Below are 20,141 nucleotides of genomic sequence, written 5' to 3'. Positions count from 1 at the left end.
GAGACGCCCGCCATGACCGACCTCAAAGCCATCGCCGATCCCTCCAGCCTGCAGTCGCTGCTGGCCGAGATGCCCGCCAACCTGCTGGCCGGCCGCCGCGTGCTCGTGACCGGCGGTGCGCGCGGCCTGGGCCTCGCGTTCGCGCAGTGCGTGGCCGCGGCGGGTGCGAGCGTGGTGCTGGCCGACATCCTCGGCGAGCTGGCCGAGACCGAGGCCCAGGCGCTGCGCGAGGCCGGCCGCACGGCGCACGCGCTGGCCATCGACCTGTCGGACCCGGCTTCCATCGAGGCGGGCGCGGCCGAGGCGGTGCGCCTGCTCGGCGGCCTGGACGGCCTCGTCAACAACGCCGCCATCACCAACTCGGGCGGTCGCGACGCGCACCAGCTCGAGGTCGACATGTGGGACCGCGTGATGAACGTCAACGTGCGCGGCAGCTGGCTCATGGGCCGCGCCTGCCGCCCCGCGCTGGCGGCCAGCGGCCGTGGCGCCATCGTCAACCTCGCGTCGGACACGGCGCTGTGGGGCGCACCCAACCTGCTGGCCTATGCCTCGAGCAAGGGCGCCGTCATCTCCATGACGCGCTCGCTGGCGCGCGAATGGGGCGGCGACAACATCACGGTGAACGCTGTGGCGCCCGGCCTCACGCTGGTCGAGGCCACCGAGTACGTGCCGATGGCGCGCCACCAGAAATACCTCGAAGGCCGCGCCATCCCGCGCGAGCAGCAGGCGGCCGACGTCTGCGGCGCGACCGTGTTCCTGCTGTCCGGCCTGGCGCGCTTCGTCACCGGCCAGCTGCTTGCCGTCAACGGCGGCTTCGCGATGCACTGAACCCGCCACCACCGACCGAATTTCCCGACCAAGGAGTACACCCATGAGCGATTTGTCCGAACAGCAGAAGATCAACAACACCCTGGCGCAGCCCGAGGGCAGCAGCCTGGCCGAGTGGATGAACACCCGCATCGCCCGTTACGAAACCCGCAAGTACGACTGGGACGCGCTGAAGTTCCAGGCCGACTTCGATCCCAAGTTCCGCCGCGCGCAGATGCGCTACGTGGGCACTGGCGGCACCGGTGTCGCGGCCGACACCAACACCGTGCCCTCGGAGCACTTCACCTTCTCGACCATGGTGATCCCGGCCGGCCACGAAGGCCCGCCGCACATCCACACCGACGTGGAAGAGGTGTTCTTCCTGATCCGCGGCAAGCTCAAGGTCGTGATCGAGAAGGACGGCGAGCGCTTCGAAACCATCATGACCGACCGCGACCTGATCTCGGTGCCGCCCGGCGTGTACCGCGAAGAGATCAACATCGGCGACGAAGACGCGCTGATGTGCGTGATGCTCGGCGCCAAGAAGCCGGTCACGCCGACGTACCCCGCCGACCACCCGCTGGCCAAGATCAAGCGCTGAGCGAGCAAGCCAGCGAGCGAACAGGCCATGAGCACCGTCGACATCTCCGCGCAGACCCTGCCGGCTTCCGAGCTGGCGCGGCTCGACGCACGCTTTCCGGCCCGCGACGTCGCGGTCGGCGGCGGCGCGGTGGTGTCGGTGCGCGAATGCGGCCAGGGCCCGGTCATCGTGTGCCTGCACGGCATCGGCTCGGGCGCGGCCTCGTGGCTCGACACCGCGGCGCTGCTGGCGCCGCAGGCCTGCCTCATTGCCTGGGATGCACCGGGCTACGGCCGCTCGACGCCGCTGGCCTCGGCCGCGCCGACCGCCGCCGACTACGCCGCACGCCTTGAGGAAATGCTCGACGCGCTGTCGATCCGCTCCTGCGTGCTCGTCGGCCATTCGCTGGGCGCCATCGTGGCCGCGTCGGCCGCCCGCAGCGATGCGAGCGCCAGTGCCCGCATCCGCCGCCTCGTGCTCGTGAGCCCCGCCATCGGTTATGGCGCCGCCGCGCGCATCGACGCCCGCGCCAAGGTGCGCGCCGAACGCCTGGCCACGCTCGACGACCTCGGCATTGCCGGCATGGCCGCCAAGCGCGCGGGCCGGCTCGTGTCCGACGGTGCCAGCGAACACGCCCGCCAGTGGGTGCGCTGGAACATGGCGCGCCTGAACGACCACGGCTACCGCCAGGCCGTCGAGCTGCTGTGCAACGCCGACCTGTTGGCCGACCTGCCGCCGCCGATGCCCGTGCGCGTGGCCTGCGGTGCGCTCGACGTCGTCACGCCGCCCGGCGCCTGCGAAGAAGTCGCGCGCCGCTGCGGCGTGCCCCTCGAATTGGTGGACGATGCGGGTCACGCCGGCTATGTGGAACAACCGCAGGCCGTCGCCGCCTTGCTGCGCGAATCGCTCGCCGGCTGACCCGACACGAACAAGACAACCGAGAGGAATTCCAAGATGGCCACCGACAACGAAGTGATGGAAGAGGGCGCAGACCGCTACAACGTGCCCGCGCTGGAGCGCGGCCTGCGCGTGCTGTGCGAGTTCAGCCGCGAGAGCCGCACGCTCTCCGCGCCCGAGCTGGCGCGCCGCTTCGACCTGCCACGCTCGACCGTCTTCCGCCTGCTGACCACGCTGGAGAACATGGGCTTCCTCGAGCGCGCCGAGGGCGGGCGCGACTACCGCCTGGGCTTGGCCGTGCTGCGCCTGGGCTTCGAATACCTGGCCTCGCTGGAGCTCACGCAGCTGGGCACGCCGCTGCTCAACCGCCTGTGCGACGAGCTGCGCACGCCTTGCAACCTGGTGGTGCGCGACGGCCGCTCGATCGTCTACGTCGCCAAGGTGGCACCGGCCACGCCGTTCGCCAGCTCGGTCACGGTGGGCACGCGCCTGCCGGCCCACGCGACGGTGCTGGGCCGCATCCTGCTCGAAGACCTCACGCTGCCGCAGCTGCGCGCGCTGTACCCCGAAGACAAGCTCGAGACCTTCTCGCCGAGCACGCCCAAGACCGTGAACGAACTCTTCGACATGGTGCAGGCCGACCGCCAGCGCGGCTATGTGCTGGGCGAGGGCTTCTTCGAATCGAACATCTCGACCATCGCCGCGCCGGTGCGCGACCACAGCGGCCACATCGTGGCGGCGCTGGGCGCCACCATCACCTCGGGCCACATCGACGAGAACCGCATGGACGAGATGGTGCAGCGCGTGCGTGGCACCGCCGACGAGATCTCGGGCCTGCTCAATTACTCGCCCGCGCGCACCAGCAAGGTGGTGCCGCTGCGCAGCGCCTGACGACTGATTTCCGTTTGACCATGACGACCTTCGCCCCTTCCTCCTCCTTCTTCGCCGCCGACGCACTGGCCGGCCGCGTGGCCGTGGTCACGGGCGGGTCGTCGGGCATCGGCCTGGCCACCGTCGAGCTGCTGCTGGGCTGCGGCGCCGCCGTGGCCCTGTGCGGGCGCAACGCCGAACGGCTCGATGCCGCCGTGGCCGGCCTGCGCGCGCAGTACCCCGACGCCAAGCTGTTCGCGCAGACCTGCGACGTGCTCGACGCCGCCTCGGTGCGCGCCTTCGCCGCCGCCAGCGAGGCCGCACTCGGCCAGGCGTCGATGCTGGTCAACAACGCAGGGCAGGGGCGTGTCTCCACGTTCGCCGACACCGACGATGCGGCCTGGATGCAAGAGCTCCACCTGAAGTTCTTCTCGGTCATCCACCCGACGCGCGCTTTCCTGCCGCAGCTCACGGCGCAGCGCGCGGTGCTCGGCGATGCCGCCATCGTCTGCGCCAACTCGCTGCTGGCACGCCAACCCGAGCCGCACATGGTCGCCACCTCGGCCGCGCGCGCGGGCCTGCTGAACCTCGTGCGTTCGATGGCCACCGAGTTCGCGCCGCAGGGCGTGCGCGTCAACGGCATCCTGATCGGCCTGGTCGAGTCGGGCCAGTGGCGCCGCCGCTTCGAGGCGCGCGAAGACAAGTCGCAGGACTGGGCCGCCTGGAGCCGCCAGCTCGCCACCACCAAACACATCCCGCTGGGTCGCCTGGGGCTTCCGACCGAAGCCGCGCGCGCGATCCTTTTCCTTGCTTCACCGCTCGCGTCGTACACGACCGGCAGCCACATCGACATCTCCGGAGGCCATTCCCGCCATGCATAACCCCAACAACACCGTCACGGTCGGCGCCGTCGTCGCCGCGTTCCTCGAGCAGTGCGGCGTCAAGGCAGCCTTCGGCGTGATCTCGATCCACAACATGCCGATCCTCGATGCCTTCGCGCAGCGCGGCACGGTGCGCTTCATCTCGGCGCGCGGCGAAGCCGGCGCGGGCAACATGGCGGACGCCTATGCACGCTCTACCGCCAGCCTGGGCGTGTGCATCACCAGCACCGGCCCGGCCGCGGGCAACATCGCCGGCAGCATGGTCGAGGCACTGACCGCCGGCGCGCCGCTGTTGCACATCACCGGCCAGATCGAGACGCCGTACCTGGACAAGGGCATGTCGTACATCCACGAAGCGCCCGACCAGCTCACCATGCTCAAGGCGGTGTCGAAGGCCGCGCTGCGCGTGCGCAGCGTCGAGACGGTGCTGGGCACGCTCAAGCGCGCGGTGCAGCTCGCCATGACGGCGCCGACCGGCCCGGTGAGCGTGGAGATTCCGATCGACATCCAGTCGGCGCTCACGACCATGCCGGCCGACCTGTCGCCGCTGCCCATCGAGCGCCCCGTGCCTTCGGCCGCCGGCCTCGATGCACTGGCCGCGCGCCTGGCCACGGCCAAGCGTCCGCTGCTGTGGGTGGGTGGCGGTGCCCGCCATGCGCGCAGTGCGATCCAGCGTCTGCAGAAGCTGGGCTTCGGTGTGGTCACGACCACGCAGGGCCGCGGCACGGTGCCCGAGGACGACGCCGGTTCGCTCGGCGCCTACAACATCCAGAAGCCCGTCGAGGCCTTCTACCAGACCTGCGACGCGATGCTCGTGGTCGGTTCGCGCCTGCGCGGCAACGAGACGCTCAAGTACGAACTGAAGCTGCCGCGCCCGCTGTACCGCATCGACGCCGATGCCGCCGCCGAAGGCCGCTGCTATGCGTCCGAAGCCTTTGTCTGCGGCGATTCCGCGCTGGCCCTCGACGGCCTGGCCGACCGCCTCGAAGCCGCGAAGTACCAGGCCGACCCGCAGCTGCTGGTCGACCTGCGCGCCGCGCACGACCAGGCGGTTGCCACGCTGCGCGACGGCCTCGGCCCGTACGCCGAACTCGTGCGCCAGCTGCAGTCGGTGGCCGGCCGCAAGTTCAACTGGGTGCGCGACGTCACGGTGTCCAACAGTACCTGGGGCAATCGCGAGCTGCGCGTGTTCGAACCCAGCGCCGGCGTGCACGCCACAGGCGGCGGCATCGGCCAGGGCATGCCCATGGCCATCGGCGCGGCCATCGGCGCGGCGGTGACGGGCTCGGGCCGCAAGACCTTCTGCCTGGCCGGCGACGGCGGCTTCATCCTGAACCTGGGCGAGCTGGCCTGCATGGTGCAGGAGAAGGCGCCCATGGTCATCGTGCTCATGAACGACAAGAGCTACGGCGTGATCAAGAACATCCAGGACGCGCAGTACGGCGGCCGCCAGTGCTACGCCGAGCTGCACACGCCCGACTACGACCTGCTGTGCAAGTCGATCGCGCTGCCGCACGCCCGCGTGCAGGACCTGGCCGACCTGCCGGCGCAGCTGGACCAGGCGCTCGCCGCCGACGGCCCGTTCCTGCTGGAGATCGACATGCTGTCGATCGGCGGTTTCAAGACCAGCTTCGCCGGCCCGCCGACCAACACGGTCACGCAGATTCCCGCGCTCGGCGCGGCCAAGTGAGCGAACGCGGAGCCCCACGCATGACCACTGCCATCACGCGCATCGCACTCGTCGGCTGCGGAGCCATCGGCACCTCGGTGCTCGAACTGCTGCGCGGCGATCCCGCCCTGAAGGTGGTGGCCATCGTCGTGCCGGCCGAAGGCATTGCCGCCGCGCAGAAGGTCGCCCCCGACGCGCAGGTGGGCAGCGCCGTGCCCGCCGACGGCATCGACCTCGTGGTCGAGACCGCCGGCCATGCCGCCATCGAGGAACACGTGCTGCCCGCGCTGGCACGCGGCACGCCCTGCGTGGTGGCCTCGGTGGGCGCGCTGTCGGCCACGGGCTTCGCCGAGAAGCTCGAAGCCGCCGCCGTCGCCGGCCGCACGCAGGTGCAGCTGATTCCCGGCGCCATCGGCGGCATCGACGCGCTGGCCGCGGCCCGCATCGGCGGCCTGGACAGCGTGCGCTACACCGGCCGCAAGCCGCCGCAGGCCTGGAAGGGCACGCCGGCCGAGCAGGGCCGCAACCTGGACACGCTGGCGCACGAAACCGTGATCTTCGAAGGCAGTGCGCGCGAAGCCGCCTTGCTCTATCCGAAGAACGCCAACGTGGCGGCCACCGTCTCGCTCGCGGGCCTGGGCCTGGACCAGACGCTGGTGCGCCTCATTGCCGACCCGGCCACCACCGAGAACGTGCACACCGTCGAAGCCGAAGGCGCCTTCGGCAGCTTCGCGCTGACCATGCGCAACAAGCCGCTCGCGGCCAACCCCAAGACCTCGGCCCTGACCGTGTACAGCGCCGTGCGCGCGCTGCGCAACCGCGTCGCGCCCCTTGCCATCTGAGTCACCCCATGATCTCCACCGAACTCCTTCCGATCTGCATCGCCGGCGAATGGCGCCTGGGCGGCGGCGACGTCTACGAAAGCCTGTACCCGGCCACCGGCGAGCCCATCGCGCGCCTGAAGGCCGCGAGCCTGGCCGACGTCGAAGAAGCCATCACGCGCGCCGACCACGCCTTTCGCACCAGCGGCTGGGCCCAGCGCCTGCCGCACGAGCGCGCCGCCGTGCTGCACCGCGTGGCCCAGCTGATCCGCGAAGAGGGCGAGTCGCTGGCGCAGAAGCAGCGCCTGGACAACGGCAAGCCGATCAGCGAAACCCGCAACCTCGTGGCCAGCGCCGCGGGCACCTTCCAGTTCTTCGCCGCCGCATTGGAGACGCTCGAAGAAACCATCACCCCCTCGCGCGGCGCCTTCGTCACGATGAGCGTGCACGAGCCCATGGGCGTGGTCGCGGCCATCACGCCGTGGAACTCGCCGATCGCGAGCGAAGCCCAGAAGCTGGCGCCCGCGCTGGCGGCCGGCAACGCGGTGGTCGTGAAGCCCGCCGAAGTCACGCCGCTCATGGCGCTGGAACTGGCGCGCATCTGCGAGCTGGCCGGCGTGCCCAAGGGCATCGTGAGCGTGCTGCCGGGCAAGGGCTCGGTGATCGGCGACGCGATCACCAAGCACCCGCTGGTCAAGCGCGTGTCGTTCACCGGCGGCACCACCACCGGCAAGCACATTGCCCACATCGCGGCCGACAAGATGATGCCGGTGTCGCTCGAACTCGGCGGCAAGTCGCCCACCATGGTGCTCGACGACGCCGACCTCGACCATGCGGTGAACGGCGTGCTCTACGGCATCTTCAGTTCGTCGGGCGAGTCGTGCATCGCGGGCTCGCGCCTGTTCGTGGCCCGCAGCATCTACGACGAGTTCCTCACGCGGCTGGCCGAAGGCGCCAATGCGCTGCGCGTGGGCGACCCGGCCTCGGAGCGCACGCAGATGGGCCCGCTCATCACGGCCAAGCACCGCGAAGGCATCGAGCGCTACGTGGACCTGGGCGTGTCCGAGGGCGGGCGCATCCGCACGGGCGGCGTGCGCCCGCACGGCGCCGACTACGACAAGGGCTACTTCTACCAGCCGACCATCCTCGAAGGCCTGACCAACAACGCCCGCATCAGCCAGGAGGAAATCTTCGGCCCGGTGCTGGTCGCGATGCCCTTCGACAACGAGGAAGAGCTGATCGCACAGGCCAACGACAGCGTCTACGCGCTGGCCGCCGGCGTGTGGAGCCGCGACTTCAAGCGCGCCTGGAAGCTGGGCCGCGCGGTGCAGGCCGGCACGGTCTGGGTCAACACCTACAAGCAGTTCTCGGTCTCGACGCCGTTCGGCGGCTGGCGCGACAGCGGCCTGGGCCGCGAGAAGGGCCGCGAAGGCATCTTCCAGTACATGGAACAGAAGAGCATGTACTGGGGCACGAACGAACAACCGCTCCCGTGGGCGAACTGAACAGGAGCACACGATGAGCGTACTTGGCATCGACCAGATCACCTACGGCGCGGACGACCTGCCCGCCTGCCGCCAGTTCTTCCAGGACTGGGGCCTTTCACTCGTGTCCGAAGCCGCCGACGAACTCGTCTTCGAGTGCCTCAACGGCTGCAAGGTGGTCGTTGCGGCGTGGGACAAGCCCGGCCTGCCGCCCGCGATGGAAGAGGGCCCGACGCTGCGCGAAGTGGTGTGGGGCGTGGAAAGCGACGCCGACCTGGACCGCTACGCCGCCGCCATCGCGCAGGACCCGGCCTTCATCGACACCACGGTCGACGGCGCGCGCCGCATCGGCTGCACCGACCCCAACGGCCTGGCGGTGCGCTTGCAGGTCAGCCGCAAGCGCGCGGTCGAGGTCGACTGCGGCGCCATGAACACCTGGAACGCCAAGCCGCGCGTGAACCAGCCCGCACCCATTTACGAACGCGCCACGCCGATCGAAGTCGGCCACGTCGTGTTCTTCGTGAGCGACGTGAAGGGCACGAGCGCGTTCTATGCGCAGCGCTTCGGTTTTGTCTCGTCCGACGGCTATCCGAACCGCGGCGCCTTCATGCGCTGCGCGCCCGAGGGCGGCCACCACGACCTGTTCCTGCTGCAGATTCCGTCGGGCAAGCGCGGGCTCAACCACGTGGCCTTCACCGTGCGCGACATCCACGAGGTGTTCGGCGGTGGCCTGCATTTCTCGCGCTGCGGCTGGGACACCCAGCTGGGCCCGGGCCGCCACCCGGTGTCGTCCGCGTACTTCTGGTACTTCAAGAACCCGGCCGGCGGCCTCATCGAGTACTACGCCGACGAAGACCAGCTCACCGCCGACTGGCAGCCGCGCGAGTTCGAACCCGGCCCGACCGTGTTCGCCGAATGGGCGGTCGATGGCGGCCTCGATGGCCACACCCGCCGCCAGAAGAACGCGGAAGGCCCGAAAGGTGCTTTCCTGACCGAGAAGAAATGAACCCGGTGACCCTCATGCAACGACGTTTTTCTTTCTCCCTGCTGACCGCCGCGGCGCTGGCCATCGCCTTGCCCGCGCACGCACAGAGCGACGCTCACAAGCAGCTGTCGAGCGACCGCTTCACCATCGTCTCGCCGTTCCCGCCCGGTGGCCCGGTCGACACGCTGGCCCGCATCCTGTCGGACGGCCTGGCCAAGCGCTACGGCCAGGCGGCCGTGGTCGAGAACATGGTGGGCGCGGCCGGCAACATCGGCATCGACAAGGTCAAGCGCGCCAAGGGCGACGGCCACACGCTGCTCGTGGTGCCGGCCGGCAACCTCACGATCAACCCGACGCTGATGCCGAACTTCCCGTTCAACATCGAGAAGGACTTCGTGCCCGTCACCATGCTCGCCAAGGCGCCCAATGTGCTGGTGGCCGCGCCGGCCTCGGGCATCAAGAGCGCGAAGGAGCTGGTGGCCATGGCCAAGGCCAAGCCCAACACGCTGTCGTATGCCTCGCCGGGCGTGGGCAGCGGCCTGCACCTGGCGGGCGAGCTGTTCAAGCAGCAGGCCGGCATCGACCTGCTGCACGTGCCCTACAAGGGCACGGCGCCCGCGCTCAACGACGTGCTCGGCGGCTCGGTGCCTCTGATGTTCAGCAACCTGCCCGCGACCATGCCCTTCATCAAGAACGGCAAGCTCGTCGCGCTGGGCGTGACCGAAGCCAAGCGCAGCGCCGCCGCGCCCGACATCCCCACGCTGGCGGAGCAGGGCATCCAGGGCGTGACCGTGACCTCGTGGTATGGCCTGCTGGCCCCCAAGGGCACGCCGCCGGCCGTGGTCGAGCAGCTGGCGAAAGACGCGGCCGAGATGCTGGCCCAGCCAGACGTGCGCGAGCGCCTGAAGGCGCAGGGCATGACCGACGCGGCCATGAAGCCCGCCGAGTTCGCTGCCCACATCCGCGATGAGACGGCCGTCTGGGCCCGGATCATCAAGGCCCGCAACATCGTGGCCGAGTGAGCCACCCCCAAGAACAAAGAGAGACAGAGACCATGCAGACAAGCGAATCCACCATCGGCATCGTCGGTGCCGGCATCGGCGGCCTGGTCGCCGCCATCGCACTGCGCCGCGCGGGGCACGACGTGGTCGTGTTCGAGCAGGCCAAGCAGTTCGCCCGCGTCGGCGCCGACATCAACCTCACGCCGAACGCCGTGCGCGCGCTCGACGGCCTGGGCGTCGGCGACGCCGCCCGCGTGACGGCGGCGCGCCCGTCGCACCGCATCAGCCGCACCTACGACAGCGGCGAGGAAACCTCGCGCCTCGAGATGGCCGACTCGGCCGAACAGCGCTACGGTGCGCCGCAGCTCACCATCCACCGCGCCGACCTGCTGGCCGCGCTGGCCGACATGTTCCCGGCCGAGCGCGTGGCGCTGGGCAAGCGCGCCGAGACCATCGCGGCCGACGGCCAGGGCGTGACCCTGTCGTTCAGCGACGGCACCAGCGCTCGCGTGGGCGTGCTGATCGGTGCCGACGGCATCCACTCGGGCGTGCGCACCGCGATGTTCGGCGCGGAGAGCCCGCGCTTCACGGGCATCGTCGCCTACCGCGCCGTGGTGCCCGCCGAGCGCGTGGCCGGCGTGCCCAACCTGGGCGCTTTCACCAAGTGGTGGGGCCCGAACCCGCAGAGCCAGATCGTCACCTTCCCGCTGAACCGCGGCAAGGACATCTTCATCTTCGCCACCACGCCGCAGGACACCTGGCACCTCGAGTCGTGGACCGCGCCGGGCAGCGTCGACGAGCTGCGCGAGCAGTACGTGGCCTACCACCCCGAGGCGCGCGCGCTGCTCGACGCCTGCGACACGGTGCTGAAGACCGCGCTGTACGAGCGCGACCCGATGCCCGCCTGGGCGCAGGGCCGCATGGCGCTGCTGGGCGATGCCGCGCACCCGATGCTGCCTTTCATGGCACAGGGCGCCGGCATGGCCATCGAAGACGCCGTGGTGCTGTCGCGCCACCTCGACGGCGTGGCCATGGCCGGCATTCCCGCCGCGCTGCAGGCCTACCAGACGGCGCGCATCGAACGCGCCAGCCAGGTGCAGCTCGGCTCGCGCGGCAACAACTGGCTGCGCGAAGGCGGCAACGCCGACTGGGTGTACGCCTACGACGCCTGGGCCGTGCCGCTGGGCGTGCCGGCGCAGGGCGCTGTCGCTGCTACTGCCTGACCCCTTTTTCTCCCTCGCTCCACGGAGGCTCACGATGCAACAAGACCGCTTTCTCCAACCGCACCAGGCGCGCCAGCGCCCCGCGACCACCTACGAAGACCTGCTGGGCGACGTGATCGAACGCGCCTATGCCGACGGCATCCACGACCTGCCGGGCCTGGTGCAACGCCTGAACGACAGCGGCCTGGCCACGCCGGGCGGCCTCGCATGGACCGAGGCGCTGTACCGCAAGGAAATGGCCACGCTGGCCGCCTGAGGAGAACCATCATGACCATCGCCATCCATCCCGTTCCCGCCGATCCGGTCGACCACCTGCTCGAGATCGGCCTGAAGGACCTCTGGTACCCGATCTGCCCCTCGCACTTCATCAAGGAGAACCCGATCTCCCTGCGCCGCCTCGGCCGCAAGATTGCGCTGTGGCGCGACGGCGAAGGCGTGCTGCACGCGCTGGAAGACCGCTGCCCGCACCGCGGCGCGCCGCTGTCGCAGGGCGTGATCCTGGGTGACCGCCTCTCGTGCCCGTACCACGGCGTCGAAGTGCGCCACGACGGCGTGGTCACGCGCGTGCCCGGCAGCCCCGGCTGCAAGCTCGAAGGCTCGCGCGCCACGCGGCACTTTCACGTGCAGGAGCGCGCGGGCGCCGTGTTCCTCTACAACTCGAAGGAGCCGGTCGACGTGCCGCCGCCGCTGGTGCTGCCCGAGCAGCTGACCGACGAGGCCGAGTACGCGAACTTCCTGTGCTACACGGAGTGGAAGGGCGACTACCGCTACGTGCTGGACAACGTGATGGACCCGATGCACGGCACGTACCTGCACAAGCAGTCGCACTCGATGGCCGAGGGCGATTCCAGCGCCAAGTTCGGCGTGCGCCCGACCGACATCGGCTTCGTGTTCGAGAAGGAAGGCCAGCGCAACGTCAACTTCGACTGGACCGAGTGGGCCGACACCGGCATCCACTGGATGCGCCTGGAAATTCCGTACCCGAAGACCGGCGGCCCCGGCGGCAACTTCATCATCATCGGCGCCTTCTCGCCGATGGCCAACGGCATGACCGCCACCTTCTTCTGGCGCGCGCGCAAGCTGGCGCCGGGCTGGGAGCGCGACACCTGGCGCTTCCTCTACAAGAACCGCCTCGAGGCGCGCCACTGGCACGTGCTGGAACAAGACCGCGTGATGCTCGAAGAGATGGAAGCCGACGCCAACCAGCACGAGAACCTGTACCAGCACGACCTGGGCATCGTCCGCCTGCGCCGCCACATGCGCAATCTCGCGCAAGCGCAGCTGGCCGAAGCCGAGGCCGCCACGGCCTGAACTGCAAGCAAGCGAGCATCGCCATGTCTTCTCCCACGCTGAACGCCCTCGTGCACACCATGCGCTACGAGGCCGACGGCATCGTCAGCGTCGAGTTCCGGCCGGCCACGCCGGCAGTGGACTTTCCCGCCTTCGAGGCCGGCTCCCACATCGACCTGCACCTGCCCAACGGGCTGGTGCGCAGCTACTCGCTGTGCAACCCCTCGAGCGACCGCCAGCGCTACGTGGTGGGCGTGCTCAACGACCGCAAGAGCCGCGGCGGCTCGCGCTACGTGCACCAGCAGCTGCGCGTGGGCATGACGCTGCCCATCTCGGCGCCGCGCAACAACTTCAAGCTGGAAGAGGGCGCCGAGCGCTCGGTGCTGGTGGCCGGCGGCATCGGCGTGACGCCCATCTGGTGCATGCTGCAGCGGCTCATCGCCATCGGCCAACCGGTCGAAATCGTCTACTGCGCGCGCACCCGCAAGGAAGCCGCCTTCTGCGACGCCATCGAAGCGCTGGCCACCGAGAAGTCGGTGCAGCTCACCTGGCACTTCGACGACGAGAAGGGCGCGCCGCCCGACCTCGCCTCGCTGCTGGCCGGCAAGGGCGCCACCAGCCACTACTACTGCTGCGGCCCCACGCCGATGCTCGACGCCTTCGAAAAGAGCTGCGAGCAACTGGGTTACGCCAACGCCCACATCGAACGCTTCGCCGCCGTGCATGTGGAGGCGCCCAGCGCCACGCAGACCTGCGTGGTGCAATGCGCCAAGAGCGGCAAGAGCATCGAGGTGCCTCCGGGCAAGTCGATTCTCGACAGCCTGATCGACGCTGGCCTCAACCCCGACCACAGCTGCAAGGAAGGCGTCTGCGGCGCCTGCGAAACGGCGGTGCTCGAGGGCGAAGTCGATCACCACGACGGCATCCTCACCAAGATCGAACGTGCGTCCAACAAGACCATGATGATCTGCGTCTCTCGCTGCAAGGGCGAGCGGCTGGTGCTGGATATCTGAACGAGAAGGCCACAACCCCAAAAGACGGCCGAGAGAAAACCAACCGAGACATTCAATGAAAAAGTACTTGATCGCGATGGCTGCGGCCACCGCGGCTGGCGCAGCGCTGGCCCAATCTTCCGTGACGCTGTTCGGCGTCGTCGACGCCTCCGTGGTCTACACGCGCGGCAGCGGCAACGGATCGGCCCACAAGACGCAGCTGGGCAACAGCGGCAACATGTTCAGCCGCCTCGGTTTTCGCGGCACGGAAGACCTCGGCGGCGGCTACTCGGCCAACTTCTGGCTCGAGATGGGCCTGCAGAACGACAGCGGCACGGGCTTTCCGTCGAACTCGAACAACCAGGCCAGCGGCAACGGCACGCCCGGCGTGCTGAGCTTCAACCGCCGCTCGACCGTGAGCCTGGCCGGCCCCTTCGGCGAAGTGCGCCTGGGCCGCGACTACGTGCCGGCTTTCTGGAACACCGCGATCTTCGACCCCTTCGGCACCGGCGGCGGCATCGGCGCCAACCAGATCTACTTCTCGGGCCTGGGCGGCCTGGTGGCACCCACCGGCACGCGCGCCTCGAACAGCATCGGCTACTTCCTGCCGGCCAGCCTGGGCGGCTTCTACGGCCAGGTGATGTACGCGATGGGCGAGAACGATTCGAACTCGGTGCTGCCCGGCACCCAGGTGTCGAACAAGCGCGACGGCCAGCACACCGGCGCGCGCTTCGGCTACCAGAGCGGCGGCCTCAACGTGGCGCTGGCCACCGGCCGCACGCGCTACGCCGCTGGCGACCTGCGCGTGACCAACCTGGGCGCGTCCTACACCTTCGATGCGGCGCTCATGAACCTCAAGCTCACGAGCGAGCTGTACAAGGAATCGAAGGGCAGCACCGATGCCAAGGGCGTGCTGGTCGGCTTCCAGCTGCCCATCGGGCCGGGCGAGATCAAGGCCTCGTACGCACGCTACAAGCTGGAGCCCCTCAACGCGGTGCGCGAGCCCACGACCTCGAAGCTGGCCATCGGCTACGTGCACAACCTGTCCAAGCGCACGGCGGTGTACGGCACCATCGCGCGCATCAGCAACAAGAACGGCGCGACGCAGGCCCTGGCCGGCGCCATCACCATGCCCAACCGCGCCTCCAGCGGCGTCGAGTTCGGCATGCGGCACATGTTCTGACGCGAAAGGGCCGGCATGCGCGCAACCCCCGTCTGGCCGCAGGTGCGGCGCCTCGCGGCGCTGGCCCTCGGATCGCTGCTTGTGGCCGGCTGCGCCGGCATGTCGCCGACCACGCCGCCCGCGCCCGGCCAGCTGCTGCTGGCCAGCCCTGACAAGCTGCACGGCCTGCCCGACGCAGGGCGCAACTGGGTCATGTCGTACGCGTCCACCACCTTCGACGGCGCGAACGCGGTGGTCGTCGGCCAGGTGGCGCTGCCGCGCACGCCCGCGCCCGCCGGCGGTTATCCGGTGATCGCCTGGGCCAACGGCTCGACCGGGCTCGCGCCGCAGTGCGCGCCTTCGCTGGTCGTGAACCGCGAGCGCGATGCCTACCTCAACGCCTGGGTGCAGCAAGGCTATGCCGTGGTGCGCACCGACTACGCAGGGTGGGGCGCCTTCGGGCCCGTGCCCGACCTGCACAGCCGCAGCAATGCCGAGAACCTGGCCGATGCCGTGGCGGCCGCGCATGCGCTCGACGGCGTGAAGCTGCGCCCCGACTGGATCGCCGTGGGCCACAGCAAGGGCGGCGGCGCCGTGCTGTGGGCCGCCGGCCTGCCGGACCGCAGCGCCGGCCGCTACCCGCTGCGGGCGGCCATCGCCATCGCGCCCACGGGGCCCGGCGTGCTGCGGTTCATGGACAGCGTGGTGCGCGGCGAAGCGGTGGCCGTCCCGGCGCTGCCCTTCGTGTCGCTGACCGTGATGAGCGCCAAGGCGATGAATCCGGCCATCGACGTGCAGGCCCTGACCTCGCCCGCGCTGCGCCCGCACCTCGAGGCGATGGGCTCGGCCTGCCTCTCGGGGCTGTTCGCGATGCTGCCGCTGCCGCCGGGGCCGTACCTGAAGCCCGGCGCGGCGTACGACGCGATGGCGCGGCTGCTGGCCGCGCAGGATGCGTCGTCGCTCACGATGCGGGTGCCCGTGTCGGTCATCCAGGGCGAGAAGGACGAGACGACGGTCACGCCCGACACCACGGCGGCGATGGTGCGCAGCCTGTGCGCGCGCGGCGCGACCGTGCAACTGAAGCAGTACGCCGGACAGACCCATCGGTCGGTCATCGGCGCCTCGCAATCCGACGCGTTCGGATTCGCCCGAACGGTCCTCGACGCAGGCAGGCCGGCGAACGACTGCCCCTGAAGCCGCGCCGGCCCCCGTGCAACCCACCTGAGAAGAATCCCATGTCATCCAAGGCCATGCGCTGGTACGGGGTCGTCACCCTGTTCGTGATCGTCGCGATCTCCTACGTCGACCGCATCAACATCGCGGTGCTGATCACCGATGCGGCCTTCCTGAAGCACGTGGGCCTCGACGCCTCCGACCGCGTGAGCCAGGGCCTGCTGGCCACGGCCTTCATGCTGGGCTACGGCATCTCGGCCTTCGTGCTCACGCCGTTCTGCTCGGCGCTGTTCGGCGTGCGGCGCAGCCTGATCTACGGCCTCGTGCTGTGGGGCGTGGTGACCTGGGCCTCGCCCATGTTCAACAGCTACGGCCTGCTGCTGGCGTCGCGCGTGCTGCTGGGCGTGTCGGAAGGGCCGCTGTTCTCGCTGGCCTCGTCGTACATCAAGGCGCACTTCCAGAGCCACGAGAACGGCAAGCCCAATGCGCTGGTGAACATGGGCACGGGCCTGGGCCTGGCGGTGGGCTATCCGCTGGTGGGCTACCTGCTCACGCAGTTCGAGTGGGACAGCTCGTTCCACGTGCTGGGCGTGCTCAACATCGTGCTGGGCATTCCGCTGGTGCTGGCCTTCGTGCGCATGCCCGCGGGACACGGCGACGGCATCAAGCCTTCGTCGCTGGGCGATGCGATGTCGCGCGTGGCGGGCATCGTGAAAGGCGCGCTGCACACGCGGCACCTGTTCCTCATCACGCTGCTGACGTCGGCGGCGCTGGCCTACCTCTGGGGCAGCAGCAACTGGCTGCCGACCTACCTGCGCGAGGCGCGCGGCTTCTCGCTGCGCGAGATGGGCTGGATCGCTTCGCTGCCGCAGTACGCCACCGTGCTCGCGGTGTTCACGGGCGGCGTGCTCATCGACAAGCTCGGGCGCGACCGTGTGCCCTTCATCTTCATGGGCGCGAGCGCGGGCGTGGCGCTGTCGGTGCTGCTGGCCATCAATGCGCGCGACCCGTACATGGCCGCGACCTGCCTCGTGGCGGCGAACTTCTTCTGGGGCCTGCAAAGCCCCGCCATTCCGAGCACTGTGCAGCATTGCTCGCGGCCCGAGCACACGGCCAGTGCCTTCGGCGTGACCAACGGCGTGGGCAGCCTCGTGGCGGGCTTCATGCCGGCGCTGATGGGCGGCGTGATCAGCGCGGTGTCGCACGGCTCGGGCGCAGCGAACACGGCGGTCACTGCGGCCTCGTCGGCGGCGGGTTTCTTCGCGGGCTTTGCACTGCTCATCGGCACGCAGCTCGTCGTGTTCGCATGCGGCTTCCTGCTGTGGTGGCGCGAGCGTGCGCAACGCACTGCTGCAGTCTCTGGTTCACAGCTTTCGTAGCCTTCGCCGCGGCTTGAACCTTCGTACTGTGGCCGCTTCGTCACAGTGAAGGCCCCGTGTTTTTGTCATCTGCGTGAGCAGGTGTTTCGGCCGCAGAACCATCTTCGTATCGCATGGCACGCGTCGCGTGCCATGACGCCATTCGGCCTATCACGCGCGAACAATTGGAGAGAGAAAAGTTCCGCGGATCGTTGAGCTCATTGCATCGATCAGCTACAACTGCGTGCACTTCAACGGACGAGGGAATGCGCGTGAAATCAACCACAAGAGCCGCAGCCAGTCTTGCCGTCGCCATCGCTTTCGCCATGGCCCCGGCCGTTCACCTGACGGGTGAACGCATCGCGTCGATGCACGGGCACTGAGCCCGGCCCGCGACACCCCACCGCGTTCACACGCTCCCCCCACACCCCGCGTCTTGACGGGAATGGCGCCGCTCGCCCCGCGCATCCTGGGACCACCGCAGCACATGCGGTGCGGTCCGGCCTGAGCCTGCGTTCCTGACGAACGGTCTGTTCGCCGAGAGGGCGCTGTGTTGCCCGCATTTCCTGTCGGTCTGTCGTTCCACTCATCCCGCGCGCGTCACGCGCATCGCCGGCTATCCGCCGGTGCCTGCGGTGCGGCGCATGTTCCTTACCAAGAGTACCCAGAGGCGATCATGAAATCACTGAATACACCTGTCGTTCATTGCCTGGCCCTCACGGCCGTGACCCTTGCCGCGCTGACGGCCTGCGGCGGCGGCGGAGACAGCGGCGGTGGCGCATCGTTCGGCGGCTCCGGCCTGAATGCGCCGTCGCTGGCCAACGCGCCCGCGGCCGACAGCGGCGACACCACCAAGAAGACCCCCGACGACGGCGTGCCCGCCGCACCCGAATCGGCAGTGGCCGCGGTCGATCGTTCGGCCCGGCCGATGGAGTTGCCCGACACGGTCTGGCCCGTGAACTACAAGCTGTGGTTCCGCCCCGATGCGGCGCTCAAGACTTTCGTGGGCCGCGCCGACGTGGAGATCGACGTGCTCAAGCCGGTCGACGCCATCGTCGTCGCCGCGCACGACCTCAACTTTGCGCGCGGGCGCACCACGCTGCGCAAGGTGTCCAAGCCGGGTGAGGCGATCCCGCTGATTCCCACGCCGCAGACGCGCGGCGACTTCGTGCAACTGCGCCTGAACGACGGCCAGATCGCCAAGGGCAAGTACCTGCTGCACATGGAGTGGGATGGCAAGATCCAGTTCTCCGATGCCGAGTACTGCACGCCGGAAGTGATGGCGAAGAACCCGCTGTGCTCGGCCGCGTCGGGCATCTTCAAGGTGGGCCTGTCGACGCCCGAGGGCGTGAGCAGCGACGCCATCGTGACGCAGGGCGAAACCAACTTCGCGCGCCAGTGGTTCCCGGGTTGGGACGAGCCGGCCTTCCGCCACACCTTCGAGATCTCGGCCGAGGTGCCGGGCGACTGGAAGACCGTGTCCAACGGCGCGCAGACCGAGGCCGTGAAACTGCCCGACGGCTACCAGCGCGTGGCCTTCGAGAAGACGCCCTCGATGCCGATGTACCTGGCCTTTTTCGGCGGCGGCAAGTTCGACATCCTGGCCGACACCTTCAAGAACCCGCTGGACGGCAGCGACATGGCGCTGCGCTGGTTCACGCCGCCGGGCCGCTCCGACTGGGCCAAGTTCGCGATGGAGTGGACCAAGGTGTCGATGGACTACTACTACAAGTACACCGGCATCTCGCTGCCCTTCAAGAAGTTCGACACCGTGGCCGCCAACGACAGCTACGACAACAAGCCCAACACCGGCTTCGGCGGCATGGAGAACTGGGGTGCGATCTTCGAGTTTGCCGATGCGGTGCTCACCAAGCCCGGCGACAAGCCCACGCTGTACTCGGTGACCGTGGTCACGCACGAGGTGGCGCACCAGTGGTTCGGCGACCTCGTCACGCTCGACTGGTGGGACAACGTGTGGCTCAACGAATCGTTCGCGCGCTGGTTCGAACGGCGCACCACGATCAAGTTCCACCCCGAGTACTACAGCTTCTCCGACTACGTGCTGGACAAGCACAACGTGATCGTGGCCGACCTGAAGCCCTCGGCCGTGCCGGTGCAGCGCAACCTGAACGACGCGGGCTCGTTCGGCTTCATCAGCCCGGCGATCTTTGTCTACAACAAGGGCAGCCACGTGCTGGAGATGGTGCAGAACTACATCGGCGAAGAGGCGATGCAGAAGGGCCTGCAGATCTACCTGAAGGACTACGCGTTCGGCAACGTCACGCCCACGCGGCTGTGGACCTCGCTGGAGAAGGCCGCCGGCGGCAAGAAGGTGAGCGAGATCGGCGACAGCTTCATCCGCCAGACCGGCATTCCGCTGCTCACGGTCGATGCGCAGTGCGCCGGCGACCGCACCTACGTGAACATCACGCAGGAGTCGTTCCCCAACCAGAACCAGTTCCCGGCCTCGACGTGGACCATTCCCGTCACGTTGGCGTACGGCGACGCGATGGAAAAGCGCGAGACCTTCGTGATGTCGAACAACGCCACGCAGGTCGAGCTGCCGGGCTGCACCGCGGTGCTGGCCGGGCCGACGGGGCAGGACTACTACGTGAGCAACTACAGCGCGCCCTCGCGGAGCAACCTGCTGGCCAAAGTGCAGAACTTCGCGGGCAACAAGCCGCTGCTGCTGAACATCGAGCGCGATGCCTTCCGCCTGCTGGGCGTGGGGCGCATCACGCAGGCGCAGTACGACCAGATCAAGGGCGTGCTCAACCTGCCGGCGCCGCTGCTCGCCAAGACGCAGCTGAGCCAGCAGAAGATGGCGGCGGTGGAGGCGGGCGGCAAGGAGGAGTACCCGCACGCACTGCGCTTCCAGGGCAAGCTGCCGCTGCGCGAGAACCAGAAGCGTTGAGTTGAACTGAACCTTCTTTCATGAACCCGCATGC

The 20,141-nt window shown here is 69.1% G+C and carries 18 protein-coding genes; all 18 read left to right on the top strand.

Annotated features, from left to right (window positions below; all coding sequences use genetic code 11):
- Positions 1-69 precede the first annotated feature (69 nt).
- The 18 genes from ACAM52_RS13735 to ACAM52_RS13650 all read left to right on the top strand — a co-directional run bounded on the left by ACAM52_RS13735 (position 70) and on the right by ACAM52_RS13650 (position 20,107).
- Positions 70-828 (top strand): SDR family oxidoreductase, encoded by a 759-nt coding sequence (locus ACAM52_RS13735; protein ID WP_369647736.1) that lies wholly within the window; start codon positions 70-72, stop codon positions 826-828.
- A gap of 43 nt (positions 829-871) precedes the next feature.
- Positions 872-1,408, top strand: a complete 537-nt coding sequence (locus tag ACAM52_RS13730) for a cupin domain-containing protein (RefSeq protein ID WP_062474577.1) — start codon at positions 872-874, stop codon at positions 1,406-1,408.
- Between the two features lie 27 nt (positions 1,409-1,435).
- A complete protein-coding gene (locus ACAM52_RS13725; protein ID WP_369647322.1) occupies positions 1,436-2,305 on the top strand; it encodes an alpha/beta fold hydrolase in 870 nt (289 codons plus the stop codon).
- Between the two features lie 36 nt (positions 2,306-2,341).
- Positions 2,342-3,175, top strand: coding sequence for an IclR family transcriptional regulator (locus ACAM52_RS13720; RefSeq protein WP_070060330.1), 834 nt, complete (start codon positions 2,342-2,344; stop codon positions 3,173-3,175).
- 20 nt (positions 3,176-3,195) lie between these two features.
- Positions 3,196-4,035: an SDR family oxidoreductase gene (locus ACAM52_RS13715; protein WP_369647321.1), complete on the top strand. Its 840-nt coding sequence runs from the start codon at positions 3,196-3,198 to the stop codon at positions 4,033-4,035.
- Positions 4,028-5,725: a thiamine pyrophosphate-binding protein gene (locus ACAM52_RS13710; protein WP_369647320.1), complete on the top strand. Its 1,698-nt coding sequence runs from the start codon at positions 4,028-4,030 to the stop codon at positions 5,723-5,725. The genes ACAM52_RS13715 and ACAM52_RS13710 overlap by 8 nt, the downstream gene beginning before the upstream one ends.
- A gap of 20 nt (positions 5,726-5,745) precedes the next feature.
- Positions 5,746-6,546 (top strand): aspartate dehydrogenase, encoded by an 801-nt coding sequence (locus ACAM52_RS13705; RefSeq protein ID WP_139701716.1) that lies wholly within the window; start codon positions 5,746-5,748, stop codon positions 6,544-6,546.
- An 8-nt stretch (positions 6,547-6,554) separates the two neighbouring features.
- The gene (locus ACAM52_RS13700; RefSeq protein ID WP_369647319.1) at positions 6,555-8,030 is read left to right on the top strand and encodes an aldehyde dehydrogenase; all 1,476 of its coding nucleotides are present in this window, start codon (positions 6,555-6,557) and stop codon (positions 8,028-8,030) included.
- A 13-nt stretch (positions 8,031-8,043) separates the two neighbouring features.
- On the top strand, positions 8,044-9,015 hold the full coding sequence (locus ACAM52_RS13695; protein ID WP_369647318.1) for a VOC family protein: 972 nt from the start codon (positions 8,044-8,046) through the stop codon (positions 9,013-9,015).
- Between the two features lie 14 nt (positions 9,016-9,029).
- Positions 9,030-10,016, top strand: coding sequence for a Bug family tripartite tricarboxylate transporter substrate binding protein (locus tag ACAM52_RS13690; RefSeq protein ID WP_369647735.1), 987 nt, complete (start codon positions 9,030-9,032; stop codon positions 10,014-10,016).
- Between the two features lie 32 nt (positions 10,017-10,048).
- Positions 10,049-11,218 carry an FAD-dependent monooxygenase gene (locus tag ACAM52_RS13685; RefSeq protein WP_369647317.1) on the top strand — a complete coding sequence of 390 codons (1,170 nt, stop codon included), beginning with the start codon at positions 10,049-10,051 and terminating at the stop codon, positions 11,216-11,218.
- 34 nt (positions 11,219-11,252) lie between these two features.
- Positions 11,253-11,474: a recombinase-like helix-turn-helix domain-containing protein gene (locus tag ACAM52_RS13680; protein WP_062474598.1), complete on the top strand. Its 222-nt coding sequence runs from the start codon at positions 11,253-11,255 to the stop codon at positions 11,472-11,474.
- An 11-nt stretch (positions 11,475-11,485) separates the two neighbouring features.
- Positions 11,486-12,529, top strand: coding sequence for a Rieske 2Fe-2S domain-containing protein (locus tag ACAM52_RS13675; RefSeq protein ID WP_369647316.1), 1,044 nt, complete (start codon positions 11,486-11,488; stop codon positions 12,527-12,529).
- Positions 12,530-12,552: 23 nt separating this feature from the next.
- Positions 12,553-13,521, top strand: a complete 969-nt coding sequence (locus tag ACAM52_RS13670; protein WP_369647315.1) for a 2Fe-2S iron-sulfur cluster-binding protein — start codon at positions 12,553-12,555, stop codon at positions 13,519-13,521.
- A gap of 55 nt (positions 13,522-13,576) precedes the next feature.
- The gene (locus ACAM52_RS13665; protein ID WP_369647314.1) at positions 13,577-14,683 is read left to right on the top strand and encodes a porin; all 1,107 of its coding nucleotides are present in this window, start codon (positions 13,577-13,579) and stop codon (positions 14,681-14,683) included.
- Positions 14,684-14,698: 15 nt separating this feature from the next.
- A complete protein-coding gene (locus ACAM52_RS13660) occupies positions 14,699-15,856 on the top strand; it encodes an alpha/beta hydrolase family protein (RefSeq protein WP_369647313.1) in 1,158 nt (385 codons plus the stop codon).
- A gap of 41 nt (positions 15,857-15,897) precedes the next feature.
- Positions 15,898-17,214: an MFS transporter gene (locus tag ACAM52_RS13655; protein ID WP_369647312.1), complete on the top strand. Its 1,317-nt coding sequence runs from the start codon at positions 15,898-15,900 to the stop codon at positions 17,212-17,214.
- A 655-nt stretch (positions 17,215-17,869) separates the two neighbouring features.
- Positions 17,870-20,107, top strand: coding sequence for a M1 family metallopeptidase (locus ACAM52_RS13650; RefSeq protein ID WP_369647311.1), 2,238 nt, complete (start codon positions 17,870-17,872; stop codon positions 20,105-20,107).
- The last annotated feature ends 34 nt before the right edge of the window (positions 20,108-20,141 follow it).

It is taken from the genome of Variovorax sp. V118 (genome assembly GCF_041154445.1).
Classification (GTDB): domain Bacteria; phylum Pseudomonadota; class Gammaproteobacteria; order Burkholderiales; family Burkholderiaceae_C; genus Variovorax; species Variovorax boronicumulans.
This window is presented reverse-complemented; position numbering and strand designations above follow the sequence as displayed.

Bases quoted from the DNA above. Each gene is read 5' to 3' on its own strand.
- ACAM52_RS13735 (WP_369647736.1), top strand. From the start codon at position 70: ATGCCCGCCAACCTGCTGGCCGGCCGCCGCGTGCTCGTGACCGGCGGT.
- ACAM52_RS13730 (WP_062474577.1), top strand. From the start codon at position 872: ATGAGCGATTTGTCCGAACAGCAGAAGATCAACAACACCCTGGCGCAG.
- ACAM52_RS13725 (WP_369647322.1), top strand. From the start codon at position 1,436: ATGAGCACCGTCGACATCTCCGCGCAGACCCTGCCGGCTTCCGAGCTG.
- ACAM52_RS13720 (WP_070060330.1), top strand. From the start codon at position 2,342: ATGGCCACCGACAACGAAGTGATGGAAGAGGGCGCAGACCGCTACAAC.
- ACAM52_RS13715 (WP_369647321.1), top strand. From the start codon at position 3,196: ATGACGACCTTCGCCCCTTCCTCCTCCTTCTTCGCCGCCGACGCACTG.
- ACAM52_RS13710 (WP_369647320.1), top strand. From the start codon at position 4,028: ATGCATAACCCCAACAACACCGTCACGGTCGGCGCCGTCGTCGCCGCG.
- ACAM52_RS13705 (WP_139701716.1), top strand. From the start codon at position 5,746: ATGACCACTGCCATCACGCGCATCGCACTCGTCGGCTGCGGAGCCATC.
- ACAM52_RS13700 (WP_369647319.1), top strand. From the start codon at position 6,555: ATGATCTCCACCGAACTCCTTCCGATCTGCATCGCCGGCGAATGGCGC.
- ACAM52_RS13695 (WP_369647318.1), top strand. From the start codon at position 8,044: ATGAGCGTACTTGGCATCGACCAGATCACCTACGGCGCGGACGACCTG.
- ACAM52_RS13690 (WP_369647735.1), top strand. From the start codon at position 9,030: ATGCAACGACGTTTTTCTTTCTCCCTGCTGACCGCCGCGGCGCTGGCC.
- ACAM52_RS13685 (WP_369647317.1), top strand. From the start codon at position 10,049: ATGCAGACAAGCGAATCCACCATCGGCATCGTCGGTGCCGGCATCGGC.
- ACAM52_RS13680 (WP_062474598.1), top strand. From the start codon at position 11,253: ATGCAACAAGACCGCTTTCTCCAACCGCACCAGGCGCGCCAGCGCCCC.
- ACAM52_RS13675 (WP_369647316.1), top strand. From the start codon at position 11,486: ATGACCATCGCCATCCATCCCGTTCCCGCCGATCCGGTCGACCACCTG.
- ACAM52_RS13670 (WP_369647315.1), top strand. From the start codon at position 12,553: ATGTCTTCTCCCACGCTGAACGCCCTCGTGCACACCATGCGCTACGAG.
- ACAM52_RS13665 (WP_369647314.1), top strand. From the start codon at position 13,577: ATGAAAAAGTACTTGATCGCGATGGCTGCGGCCACCGCGGCTGGCGCA.
- ACAM52_RS13660 (WP_369647313.1), top strand. From the start codon at position 14,699: ATGCGCGCAACCCCCGTCTGGCCGCAGGTGCGGCGCCTCGCGGCGCTG.
- ACAM52_RS13655 (WP_369647312.1), top strand. From the start codon at position 15,898: ATGTCATCCAAGGCCATGCGCTGGTACGGGGTCGTCACCCTGTTCGTG.
- ACAM52_RS13650 (WP_369647311.1), top strand. From the start codon at position 17,870: ATGAAATCACTGAATACACCTGTCGTTCATTGCCTGGCCCTCACGGCC.